Annotated in this window: 16 protein-coding genes; 9 read left to right on the top strand and 7 right to left on the bottom strand. The window is 46.8% G+C overall.

Annotation, left to right across the window (positions count from 1 at the left end; translation table 11 throughout):
- Genes WBJ53_RS22240 through WBJ53_RS22220 form a run of 5 tightly spaced genes read right to left on the bottom strand, consistent with a single transcriptional unit; the run spans position 1 to position 4722 of the window.
- Positions 1-534, bottom strand: coding sequence for a hypothetical protein (locus tag WBJ53_RS22240; protein ID WP_338870244.1), 534 nt, complete (start codon positions 532-534; stop codon positions 1-3).
- A 53-nt stretch (positions 535-587) separates the two neighbouring features.
- Positions 588-1130: a hypothetical protein gene (locus tag WBJ53_RS22235; RefSeq protein WP_338870242.1), complete on the bottom strand. Its 543-nt coding sequence runs from the start codon at positions 1128-1130 to the stop codon at positions 588-590.
- 19 nt (positions 1131-1149) lie between these two features.
- Positions 1150-2382, bottom strand: a complete 1233-nt coding sequence (locus WBJ53_RS22230) for an MFS transporter (RefSeq protein WP_338870240.1) — start codon at positions 2380-2382, stop codon at positions 1150-1152.
- Between the two features lie 7 nt (positions 2383-2389).
- A complete protein-coding gene (locus WBJ53_RS22225) occupies positions 2390-2899 on the bottom strand; it encodes a GNAT family N-acetyltransferase (RefSeq protein ID WP_338870238.1) in 510 nt (169 codons plus the stop codon).
- 23 nt (positions 2900-2922) lie between these two features.
- Positions 2923-4722: a family 43 glycosylhydrolase gene (locus tag WBJ53_RS22220; protein WP_338870236.1), complete on the bottom strand. Its 1800-nt coding sequence runs from the start codon at positions 4720-4722 to the stop codon at positions 2923-2925.
- 270 nt (positions 4723-4992) lie between these two features.
- On the opposite strand from WBJ53_RS22220, the gene WBJ53_RS22215 reads away from it, so the two are divergent.
- On the top strand, positions 4993-5937 hold the full coding sequence (locus tag WBJ53_RS22215) for an aminoglycoside phosphotransferase family protein (protein WP_338870234.1): 945 nt from the start codon (positions 4993-4995) through the stop codon (positions 5935-5937).
- A 102-nt stretch (positions 5938-6039) separates the two neighbouring features.
- On the opposite strand, the gene WBJ53_RS22210 is transcribed toward WBJ53_RS22215, so the two are convergent.
- Positions 6040-6963: a DUF3445 domain-containing protein gene (locus WBJ53_RS22210; protein WP_338870232.1), complete on the bottom strand. Its 924-nt coding sequence runs from the start codon at positions 6961-6963 to the stop codon at positions 6040-6042.
- Positions 6964-7377: 414 nt separating this feature from the next.
- On the opposite strand from WBJ53_RS22210, the gene WBJ53_RS22205 reads away from it, so the two are divergent.
- From WBJ53_RS22205 to WBJ53_RS22175, 7 genes are all read left to right on the top strand, one after another.
- Positions 7378-8049 carry a response regulator transcription factor gene (locus tag WBJ53_RS22205; protein ID WP_338870230.1) on the top strand — a complete coding sequence of 224 codons (672 nt, stop codon included), beginning with the start codon at positions 7378-7380 and terminating at the stop codon, positions 8047-8049.
- Between the two features lie 36 nt (positions 8050-8085).
- Positions 8086-9441, top strand: a complete 1356-nt coding sequence (locus WBJ53_RS22200; RefSeq protein ID WP_338870228.1) for an ATP-binding protein — start codon at positions 8086-8088, stop codon at positions 9439-9441.
- Positions 9442-9917: 476 nt separating this feature from the next.
- Complete coding sequence (locus tag WBJ53_RS22195) at positions 9918-10208, top strand: hypothetical protein (protein WP_338870226.1); 291 nt, start codon at positions 9918-9920, stop codon at positions 10206-10208.
- A 326-nt stretch (positions 10209-10534) separates the two neighbouring features.
- A complete protein-coding gene (locus tag WBJ53_RS22190; protein WP_338870224.1) occupies positions 10535-11623 on the top strand; it encodes an efflux RND transporter periplasmic adaptor subunit in 1089 nt (362 codons plus the stop codon).
- Positions 11624-11648: 25 nt separating this feature from the next.
- A complete protein-coding gene (locus tag WBJ53_RS22185) occupies positions 11649-14852 on the top strand; it encodes an efflux RND transporter permease subunit (RefSeq protein WP_338870222.1) in 3204 nt (1067 codons plus the stop codon).
- On the top strand, positions 14845-16278 hold the full coding sequence (locus WBJ53_RS22180) for an efflux transporter outer membrane subunit (RefSeq protein WP_338870220.1): 1434 nt from the start codon (positions 14845-14847) through the stop codon (positions 16276-16278). Before WBJ53_RS22185 ends, WBJ53_RS22180 begins: the two co-directional genes overlap by 8 nt.
- A 326-nt stretch (positions 16279-16604) precedes the next feature.
- A complete protein-coding gene (locus WBJ53_RS22175) occupies positions 16605-21827 on the top strand; it encodes a fibronectin type III domain-containing protein (RefSeq protein WP_338870218.1) in 5223 nt (1740 codons plus the stop codon).
- Between the two features lie 12 nt (positions 21828-21839).
- On the opposite strand, the gene WBJ53_RS22170 is transcribed toward WBJ53_RS22175, so the two are convergent.
- Positions 21840-22772, bottom strand: coding sequence for a cation diffusion facilitator family transporter (locus WBJ53_RS22170; protein WP_338870216.1), 933 nt, complete (start codon positions 22770-22772; stop codon positions 21840-21842).
- A 271-nt stretch (positions 22773-23043) separates the two neighbouring features.
- On the opposite strand from WBJ53_RS22170, the gene WBJ53_RS22165 reads away from it, so the two are divergent.
- Positions 23044-23268 (top strand): cysteine-rich CWC family protein, encoded by a 225-nt coding sequence (locus WBJ53_RS22165; protein ID WP_338870214.1) that lies wholly within the window; start codon positions 23044-23046, stop codon positions 23266-23268.
- Positions 23269-23451: the final 183 nt, after the last annotated feature.

The raw sequence follows: 23451 nt of genomic DNA, 5'->3' as shown, positions 1-23451 counted from the left end.
CTAGTTGCCCCAGGCGGGCGTTGCCGTGGTTGAATCAAAAAGCTCGTTGAGGTAATAGTCGCGTCGGTAGCGTTTGTCGCATATATCATTGCCAATCGGGTACTGGCAGGGGGCATATATGGCCCGGTCGTCGGGGTTCATCAGGCTTACGTATGCCTGGTTAGGAAAGCGTTTGGTTTGGTGCCCCCGGCCTAGCAGGCAATGACCTAATTCGTGAAAAATCAGGCATTCGCGTTCATTTATACTGGCTTTGGCCCAGCAAAAATCATTGGAGTTGATGGTAATGCGCGGTGTTTGCCCCGATTGAAGCAGGCAGGAACCACAAACATCGTCGTGCGATTGCCCCGTATCGAATGCTACAATTATATTGTCGACCTCAATGGCTAGATTTCGTTTTTTCAGCTCATCGCGAAACGATTGAACGTATGGTTCAATGTCGGTTGCAACCGAATACGTTTTCGCTGCTGGTTCATTAGAATGGCATCCTGTCAGGGCAGTAATACAAAAAAAGAGAGCAAAGCGAAACAAACGCATGGCAGTTGGGCATTAGGGCAAACAATAAACCTGACCAGGCTGCTTTCCTACTGCTAAATAGTAAATGAATCGGCTTTGCTATAGCTAACCCGACCATCGTTCAGCAATGCATAAGCGCGTAAGTAATAGGTGCCTTTGGCGGTAATTGTTACGCCTACGGAGCTGGGTAAGGTCAGATCGCTTGCTTTTGCCTGGGCCGTTGAACCGCTTGCATCAACAAGAGACGGCGCTTTTGTCGAAGATGAGTAACAGATACCCAGTTCTTTTATGGTTATTTTAGACGTAGTTGCCGTTACGTTGAAGGAAACCGTCAGCACTGTGCCGCGGCCAGAAATGCTGAACACATCTTTATTGGTGATTTCTACCACAGGTAAGGTTGAGGCAGGAGCCTGCTCTTTGGGCTCAACATTCCATTTTGAGCAACCAGACAGATACAAACTGCTCACCAACAGTATGATGGCAAATGATGCCCGGTATCTGCGTGGGGAAGTAGAACAATTAGCCATATGACGACTATTTTTAGCATAAAAGTAAATGCCTGCATAGTCGAAGAATAGTGCTTTTGAGTAAACGGCTGTTCGTAAATGAATCGACACCTTTGAGCAACCGGTTGGTTTACTGAGAATTGTTGAAGGGTTTTATCAGCCAGGCTACCGCTGCCAGACAAACCGCAAACCAGGCAAACGGCAGCCGCAGATCAATTAACGACAGAAGCCCGAAAACAACTGTGGTCGCAAAGCTGCCGAGCCCCTGCAACGCCTGATTAATGCCGAATACTTCGCCCCGGTCGTCGTCGGTTGTTCGTTGAGCCATCAGGCCTTCTATCAATCCCTGAATCAGGGAGAGCGTCAGGCAGTCGAGCGTGATCAGAACATACAGCCATACCATCGACGAACCCACCAGCCCATACCCCCCCAGCACCGGCACACCCACCAGGGCCAGCCAGAAAATGGCTTTTGGCTGATTGATACGGTCGGCAATGTAGGTGTAGAAAACATAACTGATAATGATACTCAAGCCGCCGAAATACATAAAAAAGTAGGCGATGTCTTTGGCATCCATCTGCAACTTGCCGAAGCTGGCAAATGTTACAAAATAATTGTAATAGCCAATGCTGAATGTTAGTGCCAGTTGGCTTATCACCAGTTGTTTAAGACCGTTGTGTTGCTGGTCTTTTTGGTTGAGTCGCCCCCAAAGTGTATGCACGTTTAGTGCCTGAATTACCGCTTTTTTTAATACACTGCTTTCTACGCCCGACGGATTGGGATGAGTTTCGCGGAGTAGCCAGCTAAGCAGCATGTTCAGGCTCGATAGCGAAACCGCCATAACGGCAATAACCCTGGCCTGATTGTCGGGAACGACATCGAATGTGGTCAATAAAAGTCCCGATGCCGCCGGACCGATTACGAAGCCCAGAGAGATAATAGCACCTTCGATTCCTAAATTTTTGAAGAGCTGATCTTTAGGCGAAATATCGGTAATGGCTGAGCGAACGGTAGCGTACATACCATTGGTAGTGCCATCGCTGATGCGATTGCCGAAGTAAAAGCCTACCCGCACGGGCAGCAAGAGGCAATCGGCCAGAAAGGTACCTATTGAGGAAATAATAAAAATCGGCCGACGGCCGTAACCATCGGAGAGTTTGCCGAGCAAGGGGGCCGAGAACAACTGCATGCCCAGAAAAAGCGCTGTTCCGGCTGCCAGCCACAGTTGCGGGCGTTGCAGGCCTTTCACAAATTCGGGGAGAATGGGGCCTACCGCCGATCCGACAATCACATCAATCAGAATGATGGTATAGATATGAGCCAGTCGGTAATCGCGCGTGGTTGATCCGGGTTTCTGAGGCATGTTTGGGCTAAAACTCCATGATGTAATATTGGCAGGTAAACGACTTGCCAAACTCCTGCATGGGGCGCTGGTAAGTAGGGCGGAAACCATGCCGTTCATAAAACTGCATCAGCTTAGGTCGCTCGGCATCGGTTTCGAGCTGGATCGAATGAACACCCTTTTCCTGGCATTGGTTGCGGCAAAAGTCAATAATAGCGCCAAAAAGATTTTGCCCGCCATAGGCCCGTCGAATAGCTAGTTTGTGAATAAAACCCGACGTATTGGCCGGAACACCAGGCCAGTAAAGCGGGTCTTCCCATTGCAGAATAAACACGGCGGCCGGTTCGGGAGCGGAACCGTCGTTCCGATCGGCATACATGACATACAGACCGTTGCGGGTGAAGTCGTCGATGAGGTTTTCGAGCGTAAGGCCATCGACAATCCATAGTTCGCGGTCGGTGTCGACAAGCCATTGCCCAACCTCACGAAGAATTGTAATCGCAAGGTCGGGCTGATCGTTTCGGAAAAAGAAATGCATAGAACAGGTTGATTAGCGTAAAGCTACTTCAAACCAGAGCCATCGGCAACAACCGGGCTGAGGGCCGATACACCTTTTTCGTTAAACGCTTCGATAGCAAAGAAATACGGTACGCCAACGTTAAGCGCGCGAAGTTCGAACGTACTGGGTTCATCGTTCCAGAACTGGTAGTTCTGATACAGTTTGTCGGGGGCAATGCCCCAGCGGATGTTGTAGCCGACGGCTCCGGGCACTTTGCTCCACAACAGATCGGCGTTTCGCTGGTCTTTCTGGCGTTTTACGGTCAGAGTTGCGGGCGTGGCAGGCACTTTTCCAAGGCTATTGCCAAATACACGAAAGGCGTTTATGGCCAGGTGTGACCCCGCGACATATACGTGCTCATAGCGCACATAGCGGGCGCGAACAGGCTTATCGAGCTGTACGTAGGCACAGGCGCGGTCGCGTTTGGGGTCTGTGGTTAGGTCGGCCACTACGTCCCATTTTTTGGTATCGGTCGACGTCAGAATCTTAAACTGTGTATACACCGTCGAGTCGGAGTCATAAATGGTTTGCTTATAGTCGAGATAGTCGACCTGAACGGCCCGGATATCGCATTCTGTGCTTAAATCGGTGGTTAAGGTTTCGCCAGGGCGGTTATGAGCTGCCACCCAGAACGTGCGCGGATTTTCGTCGGCAACATGGGCTGCTACATGTGCCGTGTCGGTGGGAATGGTCAGTGTCGATGAGGCAACTACCGGTTTTTTGTAGTTCAGCAGCATCCAGCCCGTAAACAGCGCATCGCTATCGCGGCCGTTCTGATTCGACATTTTTTCGTCGGGCAGATAATGCGGAAAATCGCCAAAACGGGTATTGGCAAACATATGGTCGTCTTTGTCGAAGCCGGCCGGGTGCATCACAATCCGGCGTTCCATTGCCCAGTTGTAGCCAATCCAGGTAGTACCCGTGTTCCAGTAGTTTCCGGCCTTGTCCTGAAACGTATTGCCGTGGCCGCAGCCCGTTGCAAAGCCACCGGGTTTATAGGCCACCGGATTGTAAGGCGCATACTCCAGAGGCCCCAATGGATCTTTACCCACATACGTACCATTGCCATAGACGTTGTATTCGGTGCCGGGAGCGGCATATTGCAGGTAATAGTTTCCGTTGTGCTTTGTCATCCAGGCACCCTCCGTAAACGGTTTGAAAGGGTCAGAATGGTTAGGACCAAATCGTTCCCAGCCGTGGCTGTAGGGATCGAGCCAAAGCATGGCTTTGTAGGCTTCGGCCAGATTTTTACCGGCATAGGTCAGGTTTCTGCTTTTGTCGAGTTCGGCCCCAAAAATCGGATACACATTCGATGAGCCCCAGTACATATACCACTTATCGGTATCGTCGTCGTGGAAGAGGGCCGGGTCCCAGGGGCCAATGTCTTTGGGCAGGCGGGGAAGCCAGCGGTTATAAAACTTGAGTTTGCCCTTTTCGGGTTCGGTCGATATAAAGATAGGTCGTTGCTCAAAGGTAGACTGGAATAAATACAACGTGTCGCGCACCGACATGGCGGCCGGTGCACACATATCTTCCATTGGCCATTTGTCGGGCACAATATAGTTCCAGTTAATCAGGTCTTTTGAATGCCACCAGCCACCCTGAATAGTAACAAACAGATAATATTCGTTTTTGTGATTGACAATGACCGGATCGGCACCGGAACGGTAGGAGATGTGTTCATTCAACTGTTCGAAGTTGTATCGGTAACTAATATCCATCGGGTTGCAATACGTTTTTTGCTGAGCGATAGACTTCGAAGTCGCAAGAAGCAGGAATAGGAGATAAAGCAGTAAGCGCATCAGTTAGGTGGTGGTTTTTGGAGTTAAAGATAATTTATTATTGAGAAAGGATACTTGTGATGACTTATGAACGGCCGGTCTTCTTGCGAATGGATTGGCAATAACTACAGTGTGAATGTTGAAAAGGGCTACGCCCTGTAGCAGTTTTGCCGTGGGGCATAATGTGCTTCTAATGAACAAAATGCAATCGCTTTCTGCCTACTTTATGAGCTGACATCGGGTAAGGTTTTTATCAGCCGGAATAGCTGTTGATGTACCAATTTTGTGCCTATGAACCATCTGATTCCTCAGTTATGGGCTTTCCTGCAAGCCAGTTTTCATCCGTTGGTCAGAAACGTTCGGCCACTCGGTGCAGGTATGTTTTCGGAGGCTTATCGGTTTGAAACCGAGGACGGAATCTTCGTTGTGCGGATCGGGGTTACGCGTGAGGCTTTTGAAAAAGATTTACTTGCCTATGCACGCTTAGCTCATAGTTTGCCAGTTCCAGAAATAAGGCAGATTGGCGAATTTGATAGGTCGCGGTTCTACTGCATTTCGCGATGGCTACCGGGCAAAGTTCTGACGGCTTTGAACAAAGAGCAAACGGAGCGTTTACTGCCTGATGTGTTCAAAAATCTATTGACCATGAGCCGGGTGGCAGTACCGCCCGAAACCGAATTTGGTATTCTGAACGGAAGTGGCCAGAGCCGGAAACCGTATAAAACGTGGGCCGACTTTGTCTGCGCCATCGACGACTTTCCAACAACGTTTACACCCCGGGGAGATGAACACTATCGACCCTGGCAGGAACTCTATACCGATACATTTCTGGACAAATCGATTGTTGACGACGCCTGTCAACGACTAACAGCCGTACGGCCTTTTTTGCCGAACGAGCGTCATTATGTACATGGCGATTTTGGACACGACAATGCGCTGGCTGATTCTAATCACCTCACTGCCATTCTCGACTGGGCCGAACTTCGCTGTGGCGACTGGCTATATGACCTTGTGTATCTGGCCTATCATGACACCTTTGGTGTCGATTATATCGGTACCTTTCGGCAATGGGCTAATGCGCAGGGGCTTCTGGTTCCGAATCTGATGGAGCGCGTAACGGCCAGCTTTCTGAGCATTTTCCTCGGAAATATTTTCCTGGAAGCCAACCGAAACCAGCGCGATTGGTATGAAGAAGATGTTGACCGGTACAGAACGTTTTTTTTAATTGACGCCTAACACTACAGTAGTAAAGTAGCAGTTTTGCTATGGTCTATAGAGGCACCGAGATGGTCTACTAACCCAATACTACTTGTGAGCTCTCTGGACAGTAGCCTCTGATTAAATGTTGCGTTCGAGGAAGTCGATTAAAGCATCTTCAAACGGAGCTATCGCTTTGTAAGTCAGCATTTGGCGTGGGGTTGTACGCAGTGTGCCAAGCATCTGTTGAGCGCGTTCAGGATTTTCTGCTTCGTTTTGCAGCGAATTCTGATAAGTATGAATCCCGAATAACACCGCTCCCGACTTCGGCAATCTGGTAAATGTCTGTCGTTCAATACGAATAAAGAGCTGATCACCAATTGTATCGGGCGTAAGAGTAGGAGCGATCCGGGCCAGCGTATCATTGTATTCGGCCGAGTACTTTGTCGACATGTCCAGTTGGTCGGTTATTTTGAAATTCCAGCTTGCCCGCCAGACAGGTCGATGTAGAGGAATGCGCTGAAGCAGTTTGTGAGCGGCCTGCAATGTTGGTTGCACCATCGATGGCGCAGGATGATGAATACCCAGGAAGGTTTGCCCGAACTTATCGTCGAGGCACCAGCCATTAGGAAAACATAGTTGCCCGGCAACCAGTGCAGCAGTGTCATCGGCACTCAGAATAATCAGATCTTCCTGAACCTGTTGCCCCGCCCAGTCGAGTGGAGCGAGTGGTAATGATGCCAAATCACCAACCGTAAACCGATAGTCTTCGTCCAGCTTGTGGTTTATCCAGTGCCAACGGGTTCCGGTTTTATTGAGCGAAAAAAACGCAGGGTATTGTTGGGCCGCTTCAGTTAGCAGGCGTTCGAGCACATCCCACTGAGCAATTTCGGTATTGGGTTGAGCCCGAAAATAATAGTCATGGTTTTGAGCGAGCAGGTTGCGTTTTAGTTCGATGTCTGCAACATACTCGTCGTCTACTTCAACCAGTGATTCATCCGTACGTACCGCAGACGTACCCATGCGATGATCAAATTCATTGCCGAACGGAAAGTAAGGAAGCATAACGCTGACAAAATTGTGTATAAGCTAATATAGGTAATCGTTCTATTTATTGGTATAATATTTTAAAATTTTAAATTTTATTAATTTTTAATTTTGATATTTTATTAAAATGATGTTTTTGGTTTTAATGATAAATTAGCCATATTATTGTACATTTAACGATTGTGCATACCTCACCAGCTAGCCACAACGCAACAACAAGCCGGGAGACCGGTTATAGAAACTGGCTGGAAATAAGTAGAAAAGCTAATAACTCCCCTTGACTAAACAGGGCAATGGGTGCGGAAGTTGAGGGCGATTCTTATCGAGTGTCGTGTGCCTGGCTAGTCTTGTTCCTCTGTGTCGAGGATCTATTCAATTGGCTCCCAAATTCGAATCCAATGGTAACTTCGGGCAATAATTACAGTTTTTTTCATGAAGATACTTTTAGTTGAAGACGAAGAACGGTTGGTGTCTTTTATTCGGAAAGGTATGTTGGGCGAAGGCCACGAAGTCCAGGCCGCCTACGATGGCCGTACTGGTTTATCGCTCTTTCGCAGCGATAGGTATGACATGATTATACTGGATGTAAATCTGCCGAATATTAATGGGTTTGAACTATGCCGCCTGATTCGCCTGGACAATGAGTCGGTACCTATTCTGATTCTGACGGCATTAGATAGCCTGGCCGACAAGTCGGATGGGTTTAACGCTGGAGCCGACGATTATCTGGTTAAACCGTTTGAGTTTCAGGAGTTGCTATTACGAATCAGAGCCTTGACACGTCGGAACGGCCCCAAAGAAAAGCAAATCCTTCGGCTGGCCGATTTAGAGCTAAATCTGGATACTAAAACCGTAACGAGGGCTGGCATACGCATTGAACTTACCACCCGCGAATATGCGCTAATGGAGTATATGATGCTCAACAAAGGAAAAACAATTTCGCGCACCGATATCAGCGAGCAGGTCTGGAGCCTGCATTTTGATACCAATACCAATATTATCGACGTGTATATCAGTTATTTACGCAAAAAGATTGATAAAGGATTTTCGCCCAAATTGCTGCATACCATAGTTGGAATGGGCTATGTTCTCCGAGAAGGGTAAACTGGCGCGAAGCCCCACACTAACTAACCCACGTTCATGCTCATTCGAAACCGTCTGACAATAATTTTCACGATACTGGCCACCGCCATTCAGGTCACGTTGTCGCTCATGGTGTGGTATTTCTATTCGCTATACCGGCAGGAGGAATTTTATAGCAGGCTGGAGGGGAAAGCCCGCGTTACGGGTCGGGTTCTGATTTCCCGGAGGCATCTGCATGACACTTTTTTTAAGAACATGGTGCGAACAGACTTACTGACTATTGTTGATGAGCAGATCAGCATTTATGATAGTCAGCATAAGCTGGTCTTTACCAATCGAACGCTCAAAGGCCCTGCTTTTTACAAGGGAAAAATACCGCTCCTGGCGGCCGATTCGCTGGTTGAGTTTAAAAGTGGCCATCTCGAATCCATCGTAATTCCATATCGGGACCGGGGGCAGCAATTTTATATCTTTGCCTCTGGGTATGACCGAATCGGTTTTTCCAAACTAAGAACGTTGCAACAAATACTGCTGCTGGCCAATTTGTTAGGATTTACCCTGATCGTACTGGCAGGCTGGTATTTTTCCGGGCGCGTACTGAAACCCATTGCTCAAATTGTAGACGAAGTGGAGCAGATCACGGCGACTCATCTGCACAAACGGGTCAATGAAGGAAATCGACGCGACGAAATTGCTCAGCTCGCCATGACGTTTAATCAGATGCTGTTTCGGCTGGAAGATGCTTTTGTGTCTCAACGTAGTTTTGTCGCCCATGCGTCTCATGAGCTTCGCACACCACTCACCAATACGTTAGGAACTCTGGAAACGTCGCTGCGCTACGACCAGAACCCCTCCGACTGGCGCGACAGCATGGAGGTAGCCGTTGACGAGCTGAAGAAAGTGATTGCACTAACCAACGGTTTGCTGGGTTTAGCTAAAGTAACCGACGGTACCGTTGCGCTCGCAACAGTTCAGGTCGACGACTGTTTGCTCATGGCTATTGGACAGGTGCAGGACAAATATCCGGGGCGGAGTTTGCCGCTTCGTTTTATAGCTGGTGAAGAAGAGTTGTTTACCGTAAAAGGCAACGCAACCTTGCTCACAACTGCTTTTTTGAACGTTCTCGATAATGCCTGTAAATACTCCAGCGAAGCCGTTTCGATACAATTACAGACCAGCGTAAACCAAATCACAGTGACGGTTCTCGACCGGGGGCGGGGTATTGACGAAAGCGACGCTGCGCATATACTCGACCCACTTTTTCGGGGAAAAAACACCGATGGAGTGCCTGGCTATGGGATCGGCTTAGCCGTAACTCAGAAAATTATTGATTTACATCAGGGCACCATTCAGATTATTTCCAGTATAAATGAGGGTACTACCGTTACAATTAAATTACCCAGTCTGATCTGAGTTATCACTATTAATACTAATCGTAAAGCTTTCCTGCTGATTATGAGCTAATTATACGTGGTAGGTTTGGCATCTTTATAAAACCACCCGACTGCTGTACGATTAAGAATCTTAACGTGGAGATTAATAATATTTTAATAAAAATTTAATGATTAACCACTATTTCTAAGGAAAATTCGACGGCATATCAGGCAGATCTGAAGACCGGATAGTATGATGATAAATAGCGGGTATTTTGCCTCTTAAGATTATAAAATAGGATTATTTTTATTATAAGTCTTTACTTAATCCAAAAAAATCTTCTTTTTAAAACGCATAAAATCCTTCATTTGCTGTTGAATTACCCTATATAACAGACTATCGGTTTAAAAATTGCTATAGTGTTTTTTGAACATTTTTAATGTATTCTAATTTCCTTCTCATGTCATTTTAATGTTGCTGTGCTTGCTTTGTAGTGTTCGATACAAGTACACATTATGCAACGCCGGAATTCCCCTTCCATTTTGCTCTACAGTTTTGGACTTGCCCTTGCCCTCTCGCTGGTGTTCAATGGGTATTTGCTGTATGAGCAGAGTCGTCAGCGTAGCATCTATGAATATGAATTAGGAGACTCGGTGCATTCGTTCGATCTGGTTGTCTGGCAACAGCAGCTTTCGGAATGCAAACGGGCCAACCAGCAAAAAGATAGTTTGATTCGTCAGTTAGAACAGGCTCCCAATGCACCGCCTTTGCCTGCTATATCGGACCAGCGAACGTCGTCGAGATAATTCTTCTACCACTATAAAACCTTTGCTACTCTGAAAAACCAAGTTATTATCTCCCCGTATGTGCAGGCAACTGTATTCCCATGTGTTGGGCATTCCACCGTATCTGTAGCCGTTCCATACAGTCTGCCTGAGCTGATCCTGATAAACATGAAGCTATACTCGATTCTATTCACGGCCGTTTCGAGATGCCAGACCTGGATAAGAAATTTTTTAGCAGTGGTTGTTCCAGGCCCAACGTGAATAGTGTCCAGATCCAGAAACTGAAATGAGATAGACTTATCTCTTAAAAATCGTCAAAATAATTCTGTGTAAAAGTTAATATTCCGATGAAGAGAATCCTTATGCTCATGCTCATGAGCTTATTTGCATTACTGGGCTATACAAGCTGTTCACATAAAGAAGAAGAGAAAGGGGAGGAAATCAAGTATACGGCCACGACTCCTCTGGTGACGGATACGACCATTACCAACCAATACGTATGTCAGATTCGTTCGATTCAGCACATTGAGTTAAGAGCGCTGGAAAAGGGCTACCTGCAAAAGATTTTTGTGGACGAAGGGCAGTATGTTAAGAAAGGACAGATGATGTTCCAGATTCTGCCGATTCAATATCAGGCCGAACTGCAAAAAGCCGAAGCCGAAGCCAATTTCGTCAGCGTTGAGTATCGAAATACCAAAGCGCTGGCCGATAGTAATATCGTATCGAAAAACGAATTAGCGCTGGCAAAAGCAAAGCTCGACAAGGCAAACGCCGAAGTGTCTTTAGCAAAAGTACATTTAGGGTTTACGGAAGTAAGAGCGCCTTTCGATGGCATCATGGATCATTTTCAGGTGCGGTTAGGAAGCCTTGTTAACGAAGGCGATTTGCTGACGACACTCTCCGACAATAGCAAAATGTGGGTGTATTTCAACGTGCCCGAGGCCGAATACCTGAATTACAAAACCCACACGCAGCAGGAAAACCTGAATCATGTGAACCTACTGATGGCCAATCAACGGCTGTTCAATCACCCTGGCGTAGTGCAGACTATTGAAGCTGATTTCAACAACGAAACCGGGAACATTGCTTTCCGGGCTACATTCCCGAATCCGAATGGGCTGTTGCGTCATGGCGAAACCGGTAATATTCAGATGACACTGCCGCTCAAAAACGCTATGATCATTCCGCAAAAAGCGACCTTCGAAGTCCTGGAAAAGAAATACGTATATGTGATCGATAAAGACAGCAAAGTTCGTTCGAGGGAAATCACGATAGGGGCCGAGCTACCTCACATTTTTGTTGTTCGATCGGGTCTGAATAAAGATGATAAGATCCTTCTGGAAGGCTTGCGTCAGGTGAAGGAGAATCAAAAAATTGAATACAAGGTTCAGCCACCTGCTTCTGTCATCTCGAATTTAGGGTTGTACGCCGAGTAATAAGCTGTTCTAAAAACCAGAAAATATGTTCACAAAATTCATCCGCAGACCCGTATTCGCTATCGTGATTTCCATCATGATAGTCTTTATCGGGGTACTGGCAATTCAAAAATTGCCTATTTCTCAATTCCCGGATATTGCCCCTACCACCGTAAACATATTTATCGATTATCCTGGATCCAGTGCTGACGTTCTGGTTAAATCTACCCTGATTACGCTGGAACAGGCCATCAACGGGGTTCAGGACATGCGGTATATAGCCACTGATGCAACCAGCGCAGGGGAGGCTACTCTCCGGATTATTTTTGAGCCGGGGACAGACCCGAATACTGCCGTTATTCGGGTAAAAACAAGGGTAGACCAGGTTATGCCCCTGTTGCCCGAACTGGTTCAGCGGGAAGGCGTTATCATTACCCCTATTCAGCCTAGTATGTTGATGTACGTCAACCTCTATGCGAAAGAAAAGGGTATTGATGAGAAATTCCTGTTCAACTACGCTACGGTGAAAATGATCCCCGAAATCAACCGGACCAAAGGGGTTGCCAGAACACAAATACTGGGTAGCCGCCGATATGCCATGCGCGTTTGGCTAAACCCCGACCGTATGCGGGCTTATAACATCTCGGTAGAAGAAGTGATGAAGGCGTTAGGGGAGCAAAGTATCATCGGGCGACCAGGCCGACTTGGTCAAAGCTCCGGTATTGCCGCCCAGTCGCTGGAATATGTGCTTACCTACAAAGGGCGTTATAGCGATCCAAAAGAATATGAAGGAATTATTATTCGCGCCAATTCGCAGGGGGAAAGTATCCACTTGAGGGATATTGGCCGGGTTGAACTGGGTAGTGAATTCGTTAACATCTATTCCAACTTGGATGGCCATCCGTCGGCCGCTATTGTGTTGCGGCAAAACTACGGTAGTAACGCCAGTGAGGTTATTGAACAAGTAAAGGAGAAGCTCGAAGTAATGAAAGAATCCTTCCCTCCGGGTGTGGATTATAAAATCAGCTACGACGTTTCTAACTTCCTGGATGCCTCGATCGAGCAGGTAATTGATACGCTGCGGGATGCTTTTATTCTGGTTGCCTTCGTTGTTTTCATATTCCTTGGTGACTGGCGTTCTACACTGATTCCGATCCTTGCGGTTCCGGTATCTCTGGTAGGGGCTTTCTTTGTGATTCAGGCGTTTGGGCTTTCGATCAACCTGATTACGCTCTTTGCGCTGGTATTGGCCATTGGTATTGTGGTCGATGATGCCATTGTGGTGGTAGAAGCCGTGCATGCTAAGATGGAGGAGAAGCCTAACTTAACTCCTTTTGGTGCCGTCAGGCAGGTGTTGGGCGAGATTAGTGGAGCTATTATCGCAATCACCCTGGTGATGGTGTCGGTGTTCCTGCCTATCTCCTTCATGTCGGGTCCGGTAGGTACGTTCTACCGTCAGTTCTCTATCACTATGGCCAGTTCCATTGTGATTTCGGCCCTGATCGCTCTGACGCTTACCCCCGTATTGTGTGCCATGTTGTTGAAAAATCATCATGGTCATGCCAGAAAGAAAAGCCTGATCACGCGGGCGCTCGATAGTTTCAACCGAGGGTTTGACAAAATGACGGGCTGGTATGTGGGTTTGTTACGATTAATCGTAAACCGCCGGGTCATTACCATCGTCATCTTAGGCATTTTCTGTCTGGGCATAGCCTATGAGAATGAGATTCTGCCAGCAGGTTTTATTCCGAACGAAGACCAGAGTACCATTTACGCTATTATTCAGACGCCACCGGGCACAACGCTGGAGAAAACGAACCAGGTTTCGCAAACGCTACAGAAAATTTGTGAAGAGGTTCCGGGTATCGAGTCGGTATCATCGCTGGCTGGTTATGAGATCATGACGGAGGGTCGGGGTTCTAACGCCGGTACGTGTCTGATCAACCTGAAACCCTGGGGAGATCGCGATAAGAACGTGAAGGAAATCATGGAAGAACTGGAAGGGAAATCGAGAAACCTTGGGGCCACTATCGAATTCTTCGAACCACCAGCTATTCCTGGTTTTGGTACGTCGGGTGGTTTTTCTATGCGTTTGCTGGATAAAAATACCGAAATGGATTACCATGAATTTGATAAAGTCAATAAGAAATTCATGGAGGATTTGGGCAAGCGTAAAGAGCTGATGGGTTTGTTCACCTTCTTTGCCGCCAACTATCCGCAATACGAACTGGAAATCGACAACAACCTGGCCATGCAAAAAGGCGTATCGATCGGGAAAGCGATGGATAACCTTAACATCATGATTGGTAGTACCTACGAACAAGGGTTTATTAAGTTCAACCAGTTCTTTAAAGTGTACGTGCAGTCTGAACCTGGATTCAGACGGTTACCATCTGATATTCTGAAGCTTTTTGTTAAAAACGATCAGGGTGAAATGGTGCCTTATTCGGCCTTCATGAAACTGAAAAAAGGACAGGGTCCTAACGAAATCACCCGTTTCAATTTGTATAATTCAGCGGCTATTCAGGGGCAGCCAGCCAAGGGGTACACCACGGCCGATGCTATTGCCGCTGTGCGGGAAGTGGCCAAACAGACATTGCCAAAAGGTTATGACATTGCATTCGAAGGTCTTTCGTATGACGAGTCGATTCGCGGAAATGAGACGCTGTATGTCTTCCTGATTGTGGTAGCCTTCGTATACCTGGTGTTGGCCGCTCAGTACGAGAGCTTCATCATTCCGCTGGCCGTATTAACCTCGTTGCCGGTTGGGATATTTGGTTCGTTCTTCCTGCTGAAAGCGATGGGCCTCGAGAACAACATTTATGCTCAGATTGGTCTGATCATGCTGGTGGGTTTGCTGGGTAAGAACGCCGTACTGATTGTGGAGTTTGGCGTTCAGAAGCGACTGCAGGGCGAATCTATTCTGGATGCGGCCATTGAGGGAGCTAAAGTTCGTTTCCGCCCCATTCTGATGACCTCGTTTGCCTTCGTTGCTGGGTTGATACCGTTGATTATTGCCAAAGGGGCAGGCGCAATTGGTAACCGAACCATTGGTGCTTCTGCGATGGGTGGTATGTTATTCGGAACCATTTTCGGGGTTATAATTATCCCCGGCCTGTACTACATATTTGGCAATCTGGCAGATGGCCGGAAGTTGATTAGAGAAGAAGAGCATGATTCTTTAAGCGAAAATCTGGTCCATTCAGTTGACACATTTCCCCAACCTGAAGAAAGTGAAGTCAATGACTAATAAGAGATTATTGAGTTGTGTGGGGATAGGCCTTTCTATCCTGGTCGGTTCCTCCTGTACCGTACCTCGCCTGATTTCGAAAACAGAGAATAAAGCCGTTCCTGCGAGTTATTATGGCTCGCAGGATACGACAAATACCGGAAAGAAGCCGTGGAAGGACTATTTTTCTGATCCCTATCTGACGGCCCTGATCGATTCGGCTTTGAGTAATAACCAGGAACTGAATATCACACTACAGGAAATTCAGATTTCAAACAACGAAGTTCTGGCAAGATCGGGGGCCTATCGGCCGTTTGTTAGCCTGGGCGGAGGAGCTGGTGTCGATAAAGTATCCCGGTATACAAGTCAGGGTGCTGCTGATGCTGCTACCGAAATCCGGCCGGGGATAGAAACACCAGAGATTCTGCCGAATTTTTATTTCGGTGCCACAGCCAGTTGGGAAGTGGATATCTGGCATAAATTGCGGAATGCCAAAAAAGCGGCCGTGTCCAATTACCTGGCGTCGATTGAAGGTAAAAATTTCCAGGTGACTAATCTGGTTGCCGAAATTGCCAATTCATACTATGAACTTCTGGCACTCGACAATCAGTTGGACATCATTAAGCGGAACATCGATATTCTGAACAATGCGTTGAGCATTACCCGGCAGGAAAAAGAAGCGGCTAAGGTAACCGAACTGGCCGTCCGTCGATTTGAAGCTGAAGTGGCTAAAACGCAAAGCATGCAATATGAACTGCAACAGCGCATTGTTGAAACAGAAAACCATATTAACTTTCTGGTAGGCCGTTTTCCGCAGCATGTTCAACGGAATTCTCAGATTTTCAACCAACTCGTTCCTACTAAAATTGACGCGGGTGTTCCTTCGCAGTTGTTAGCCAATCGGCCCGATATTAAGCAGGCAGAATGGACGCTGGAGGCTAATAAGTTGAGTGTTACGGCGGCAAAGGCTAATTTTTACCCCTCGCTCAATCTGAGAGGTTTTTTGGGGATTATGTCTTACAACCCGCTGTATCTTCTGAATACACCCGAATCGCTGGTTGCTTCGTTACTAGGCGACTTGGTTGGTCCTGTGATCAATAAAAATGAAATCACGGCTACCTACAAAAGCGCTAATGCGAAGCAGATTCAGGCCGTTTACAACTTTGAGAAAACGGTTTTAAATGCGTATATCGAGGTCGCGAACCAACTGTCGAACATCAATAACCTGGAGAAAAAGTACGAAACAAAAAACACTCAGGTGCAGGCACTGACGCAGTCGACGAACATCTCGCTTAAGTTATTCACATCGGCCCGGGCCGATTATATGGAAGTGCTGCTGACTCAGCGCGATGTGCTGGAAGCCAGAATGGAACTGATTGAAACCCGAAAGCAGCAACTCAATGCCCAGATCAATGCATATCGAGCACTGGGTGGTGGCTGGAAATAAGTAAATACCCACTCTATTCAAAAACGCTACCGCTGGCATGTCTGGCGGTAGCGTTTTTGTTTTTTATACATTTTATTGGCTAAAAATGATATAGGATAAAATGGAATAAAAGCATAAAATGTATATACTTGGCGAGATAATTGCTTTACTTAGAGTATTATTGTCTTCCATCTATGTTCATCCGTAACTTACTATCCTTCTTAATTTGCTGCTATGCCTTTTGGGGTAACGCCTATGCTGATTGTTCAGCTCCCATAGCTCCATCTTCAAATGGAACAACCTATCAATCGGCAGCATTATATTGGGGTAATTATAACAGTAGCCCCTTGGGTTATCAGCTTCAATGGAGATCGGCTGGAAATGCTTCGTGGAATACCGAACCCATTATTACGACGACAAGCACATCGCTGACCGGATTGACGAATAATACCGTTTATGAATGGCAGGTTCGAACGATTTGTGCCGTCGGTGATACCTCTGCTTTTACAACAGGGGCCGCCTTTCAAACCCAGTGTTATTCGGTTAATTATCTAACTGTCAACGCTGTTTCCTTTCAGTCAGCATCCTTGTACTGGAGTCAGATTGGCATAAATACAACATACGACTTGAGATGGCGGCCTGTTGGAGTGACAGAATGGACTGTTGTTAGTGGATTAGGGTCTGGTTACTATACATTGACCGGATTGCCAGAGGATACGTCGATTGAGTGGCAGGTGAGGACTGTATGCGCTCCTTCGATAGTAGCCGATTATGTGGCTGGACCGCTTTTTCGAACACTTTGTCTGCCACCAGGCAATCCGCAGGCTACACGCGTTTTTCCCGACGCTGCCGAATTAAACTGGGATAGCCCTGTTGCCAACGTACATTTTGATCTGCAATGGCGAGTAACGGGGAATGCTAACTGGACGCTGGTGGAAAATATTACAGCTCCTGAATATATTCTGACAGGGCTTACTAATTCCACGGCTTATGAGTGGCAGGTGCGGACGGTTTGCTCGCCTACATCAAAATCTGCATTTTCGGATGTTCGCGTGTTTCAAACTCAATGCCAGGCTCCTTATTATTTAACAACAAGTGCCATAACCTACAATAGTGCGATTCTGCAATGGAACGCTCCTGGAGCTAATCTACAATGGCGGCAGGCGGGTACTACAGACTGGACAACAATTCCGAATGCAAAATCGCCGTATAATTTAACGGGGTTGGCAAACAATACTAGCTATGAGTGGCATATACAAACGGTTTGTTCCGCAACGGCTACGTCTGCTTACACAGCACCTGAATTATTAACAACTCAGTGTACTGCGCCCTGGGGGGTCTATGCCTATGCCAATGGTTCAAAATCTATTACAATCAACTGGGGGGCGGATGAGAGCGCCTATGAAGTGCAATGGCGAATGGCAGGAACCACGAGTTGGTCGGTAGCATCCAATATTTACAATTCGTCGCATACAATTACCAATTTAGTACCAGAAACTACCTATGAATGGCAGGTGCGGAAGATGTGTTCAGCTACCGAAAGTTCCATTTTTGCTACAGGACAGCCGATAAAAGTAAGTTGTAGTGGACCTCCCTATGGGTATACGGAGAATGCTACTAATACGTCAATCGATTTGGTCTGGAATGAACTAGAAACAGGGGGGAACTATGAAGTACAATGGCGAAAGGCAGGAACTACAGATTGGCAACTTATCTCAGACATTACAACAAAACGATATACATTAACGGGCTTGCAGGCGGATGTTGATTATGAATGGCAGATACGTAGTACCTGTTCAATAACAGCCGTCTCGGGCTTTTCGTCTTTGCTAACGTTTAGACTAAGCTGCCAACAGCCCAATTATGTAAGCACGACCTATATCGACTATTCGTCAGCTCAGTTGAGTTGGGGAGGGCTTTTTGTTTTTCCACCCTATGAGGTTCAGTATCGCCAGGTCGGTGCTACCGACTGGCAACTTATTTCTGGCCTGACATCGGTGCCATATTCGCTCACTGGTCTGACTAATAATACGGCTTATGAATGGCGGGTGCGGTCTAGTTGTCCATCGGGAGGATCAACCGATTTTTCGGCTGTACAGACACTACAAACCCAATGTGGAGACCAGTTGCCGACTTCACTTGGTACATCGAATATTGCGTTCAATTCGGCCCAACTCACCTGGTTTCATGGAAATAAAAGTAATTATGAAATTCAGTATCGGGAGGTAGGTAGTCAGGATTGGATCGTACGACAGGTTGAGTCTTCAGAAACAGAGCCTTATAGTGGAAGTCCATATAAGCAATATACCGTTTATGGGCTAACTCCTGGTAAGACCTATGAGTGGCGAATCCGTACAGTATGTGCTTCATCAATTTATTCAGACTTTGTTAATGGACCTCAATTTACTGTAGCTTGTTTGTCGCCTGAAGGTATTTATAGTTCCCAGCAAATAAGTACAGCACTAACAATCAAATGGAATAGCCCTGCGGTCACAACCACGTTTGATTTACAGTGGCGGCAGGCGAGTGTAAATGTCAACTGGAATCAGATCAATGGGATAACCAACAATGCCTATACTCTTACGAACCTTACACCTGGGCAGCTTTATGAGTACCGGATTCGGCAAGCATGCTCTGTTGATAACGTTAGCGATTTTTCGGCTTCGTATATAGTCCAACTACAATGCTTAGTACCTGATTTGCTCCGGGCTGATAAGGTGTCCGGGACTTCCGCTCGCCTTCAATGGGGAGATATTGGGGTAGGGTCGGATCTGGCTTCTACATTCGTTTATGATATGCGCTATCGCCCCTCTGGAACTCAGGATTGGACAACAGTATCAGGTATTATGAGTACAACCTACTCGCTAACAGGTTTGACTCCTGGTGTTACCTACGAATGGCAGCTACAAACGATTTGTTCGCCAGCGAGTAAATCTGGAGACTGGGTTAGTTCAACGTTTTACACATGGTGTTCGGTGCCTTATACCTATGGCTATAGCCCTAAAGTTAGTGCTACATCCGCTATTTTAACATGGGGGGGGAGTTACTTTTCGGACTCTGGGCAAACCTATTTTTTGCAATGGCGGCCAGTAGGTTCAGCCGAATGGAAAGAGGTTTCCGTTGTCAGTAGTGACTATACGGTTACGTATTTATTAACAGGGCTTACTACTGGTGTTAATTACGAATGGCAAGTTGCGGCAGCTTGTGGAAGTGGCCGGTCGAATTTTGCAAGTGGGCAGTCTTTTCTAACAGCATGTCCAGCCAATGGTGCTTATGTATCTATACATAGTATTGGAGCAACTACTGCACAACTAAATATAAACGGGTATGATGCGCTACCAGATGTCATTTATACGGTTCAGTATAGGAAAGCAGGAACTATACTTTGGACGGAAACACCTACTATAACAGGCAACCTTATCAAATTAACCGGACTTGAAAGCAAGACAAACTACGAATGCAGAGTACGGGCCGTTTGCTTACAACAGGGAGAATCAACATACTCGTTTATGAACTCATTCGTTACACAGTGTGTCGGCGCTATAAATTGGTCTGGCTTTACCATTTCCGATCAGGCAATTGGGGTAAAATGGACTAGTGTTGACGAAAATTCAACGTACAACTTACAATGGCGTGAGGGCACTTCTTCAGAAAAATGGAGTGAAGTAAGCGGTATAACAGGGTCGAACTTCACCCTGACTAATCTGAAACCAGGCACTAGCTATCAGCTACGTATTCAGGAGATATGTTCGGCAACAGATGTCTCTTCGTTTCAGATGAATTATATATCGACCCTATCACCTACAATTTTTCATGTAGATGCAGATAGTATTTCGTACGAAAGCATATTCCTGAACTGGCTATCTGGCCCTGATAGTACAGATTATATACTCCGATGGCGCGTAAGAGATGGAAACTGGCAAACTTCCGGTAAAATTTCGAGTAAGCGATACTTACTGACGGGTTTGATGAGTAACGCTACATATGACGTCCGGGTGAGTTATATAGATAAAAATGGAAAGGTTGTGGAAGGCACAAATTCATTTTCTACTAATTGCCCCTATCCATCTAATTTGACTACCACTGCCATTCAGGCTTCATCGGCGAGACTGACCTGGAGTCTGTATCCGAATGCTCCGGTAACTGTTCAATGGCGTATTGCCGGAGCCTCTAGCTGGAACTCTGTAACAGGGGTAACCGGCAACGAATACGAACTGACAGGTTTAAGCAATTTTACAACGTATGAATGGCGTCTTCAGACACCGTGCGGGGAAGGGAGAACCAATGAGTCATTCTCTAACTCATTTCGAACTGTTTGCCAGATGCCGGTTTCACTCAATACATATAATGTAACGACTCAATCAGCACGTATTAGCTGGATTGCCAATGGATCACAGTATACCATTCGCTATCGAATTTTTGGAACTGCCAACTGGATCACTGTAGTAGGCCTGCCAACCAATCAATATACATTGACCGGATTGACGAACAATACTAGTTACGAATGGGAAGTAGCCTCTACCTGTGATCCTGCAATCAATACGATCTTTACTAGCTCTGTATTCTTTCGTACTCAATGTAGCACGCCATATAATTTATACGTCGATGCGGTTTCGGTAGATCAAGCACAACTATCATGGTCAGGAGACGAACCGGGCTATCAATTGCAATGGAAAGCAACAAATAGCCAGAACTGGAATACGTTATCAGCCGTCACTTCGCCCTACATCCTTACAGGGTTGACGGCTGGAGTAAGCTATCAGTGGCGCATTCGATCTGCTTGTGCTACAACTACTGAAGAACCATTTAGTGCGGGCTACGCATTTACTCCTCAGTGTTTTGTTAATTATTATGATATTCCAAGTGCAGTTAATATCATATCAAATTCTGCTACCCTAACCTGGACAAACAATGTGTTGCAGAAATCTATGGTACGATGGCGACAATCCGGTACACAGAACTGGACTGTACTGGGTAACGTTACATCGCCCTATACATTGACGGGTTTACTTAATAATACGTATTACGAGTGGCAACGAAAAGCTGAATGTGAATCAGAATACGGAACGGTGACGGTGTTTCAAACCCAATGTAAAGTACCGGGTGGTTTACAGGTCGATCAACAAACGGCTACTTCGGCTCGCTTGCGCTGGAACAACTCGGGCGATGGGCAGGGCTATGAAGTTCGCTGGCGAATGTTAGGAACCTCTGCCTGGAGTACGATTTCCAATATAACCAGCATAAGCTGTCTGGTAAGTGGGCTGACGAGCTATACACAATATGAATGGCAGGTACGGAGTCAATGTGCAGGCTCCGCCGATTTTCCGATAACAGCGTTGTTTACAACTATCAACGACTGTGCCTCTTCGTTATATACGGTCAAGGCCGGTTCCTGGGATGACCCTACGGTATGGTCGTGTGGGCGAGTGCCTACAGTAACCGACTCAATAAAGCTCTATCATACGCTTTCGGTGCCTGCAAGTTACACAGGGCACGTTCGCACAATTCGGTATGAAACCGGTGGCGGATTAACGTTTTCCGTTGGGGCAACTATTCGACTAAACAACTGACGACACGATCAGTCAGCAGACTTCGGTTTTGCAATCGTCACTAGCTGTGGTCTCCGTTTCGAGCGTTGCATGGCTGATCTTGCGGTGTTCGAGCCGGTGTCGGGCATCGTTCTTGAGGCTGCTGATCTGCGAATCGGACAGCCCCGGCTGAATGATCAGATGGGCCGTGAGTGCATTTTCGGTGGTGCTCATGGCCCAGATGTGTACATGATGCACATCGCTTACACCCGACACCGCCCGCAAGTCGTTGACAACTGCGTCCAAGTCAATATCGGTCGGAACACCGTCGAGGGAGAGCCGTAAGCTGTCGTTCAGCAGTTGCCAGGTTGAGCCTAAAATAACTATTGCTACCACAATGCCAATCACCGGATCGAGCCAGGTCCAGCCGGTATAGTTGATCACAATACCGGCAACTACCACGCCCAGCGATACCAGCGCATCGGCAGCCATGTGCAGATAAGCTCCTTTTATATTCAGATCGTGCTCTTTATCCCGAAAAAAAAGGAACGCCGTTACAGTATTGACAACGATTCCGGCACCTGCTACCCAGGCAACTGCCGTGCCGACGATGGGTTCTGGATGGCGAAACCGCTGAATACTTTCCCACAGAATAGCCCCTACCGTAATCAGCAAAACAACGGCATTGGTTAAGGAGGCTAATACGGTGCTTTTCCGATAACCATACGTAAAACTGGGCGTTTGCCTGACTTTGGCAAGCCGAAAGGCGAGTAATGATAGTAATAGACTGGCTACATCGCTGAGGTTATGCCCGGCATCGGCCGTAAGGGCCAGGGAGTTATAATAAAACCCCATACTAAATTCGACCACAACATAGATGCTGTTCAGCACAGCGCCGATAAGTAGTGCGCGACTAACCGAGGTTAGGGTAACGGGCCCGTGACTGTGGCCTTCATGCGTATGGGAGTGAGTATGATCGTGTGCCATAGAAGTGGGTATTCTGTAAGCCTGTCTTACCGTCTCTTATCTGAATTGATTTGTTGTTGATTACTTGATGAACTGATCGAAGGACGGTCAGGTTTGTATAGGAGCGTATCTTTATAAAAATAGCAAAGCGAATCTGACGGCCTGAAAGTACGGATTACCCGAATGCAACAGGTAGGCGAAAATGGTTTGCTTATCAAAAGTCCCCGATAGCCATTCCTTAACAGATCGGGCAGGGGCTATATCGGTTTATCTTTAAATGCCGAAGTAACAGATGACAACCAATAGGTTCACACATACACCTTCCGTATGCCCTCGCTGCCAGCAACCATTTTTGTGTCGGGCTGGTGCTATTCAGGTTTGCCAGTGCCAGACTGTTTCGCTAACCGATGCACAGCGGCAGTTTATTGCCTCGTTGTTTGAGGGATGTTTATGTGCCAATTGCCTGCGAGCGCTTCAGTCAGAATACAATCAGCTAAAGCCGATTCGGGTTTCGTGAATTGGCCAGAGCTGCCGTTTTAGCCTATTAACTATTCCGTCACTGCCTGAAGATTCAGAATTGCCCTTGCATATCTGAATTCAGTTTAAGCACTGTTGTTATATTTTTTTCTTTTTGCAACATAGTTGCAAAAAGAAAAAAATGCTTTAGATTTGCTCTATGGCAACAAAGCAACATAATGAC

It is taken from the genome of Spirosoma sp. SC4-14 (assembly GCF_037201965.1).
Classification (GTDB): Bacteria; Bacteroidota; Bacteroidia; order Cytophagales; family Spirosomataceae; genus Spirosoma.
This window is presented reverse-complemented; position numbering and strand designations above follow the sequence as displayed.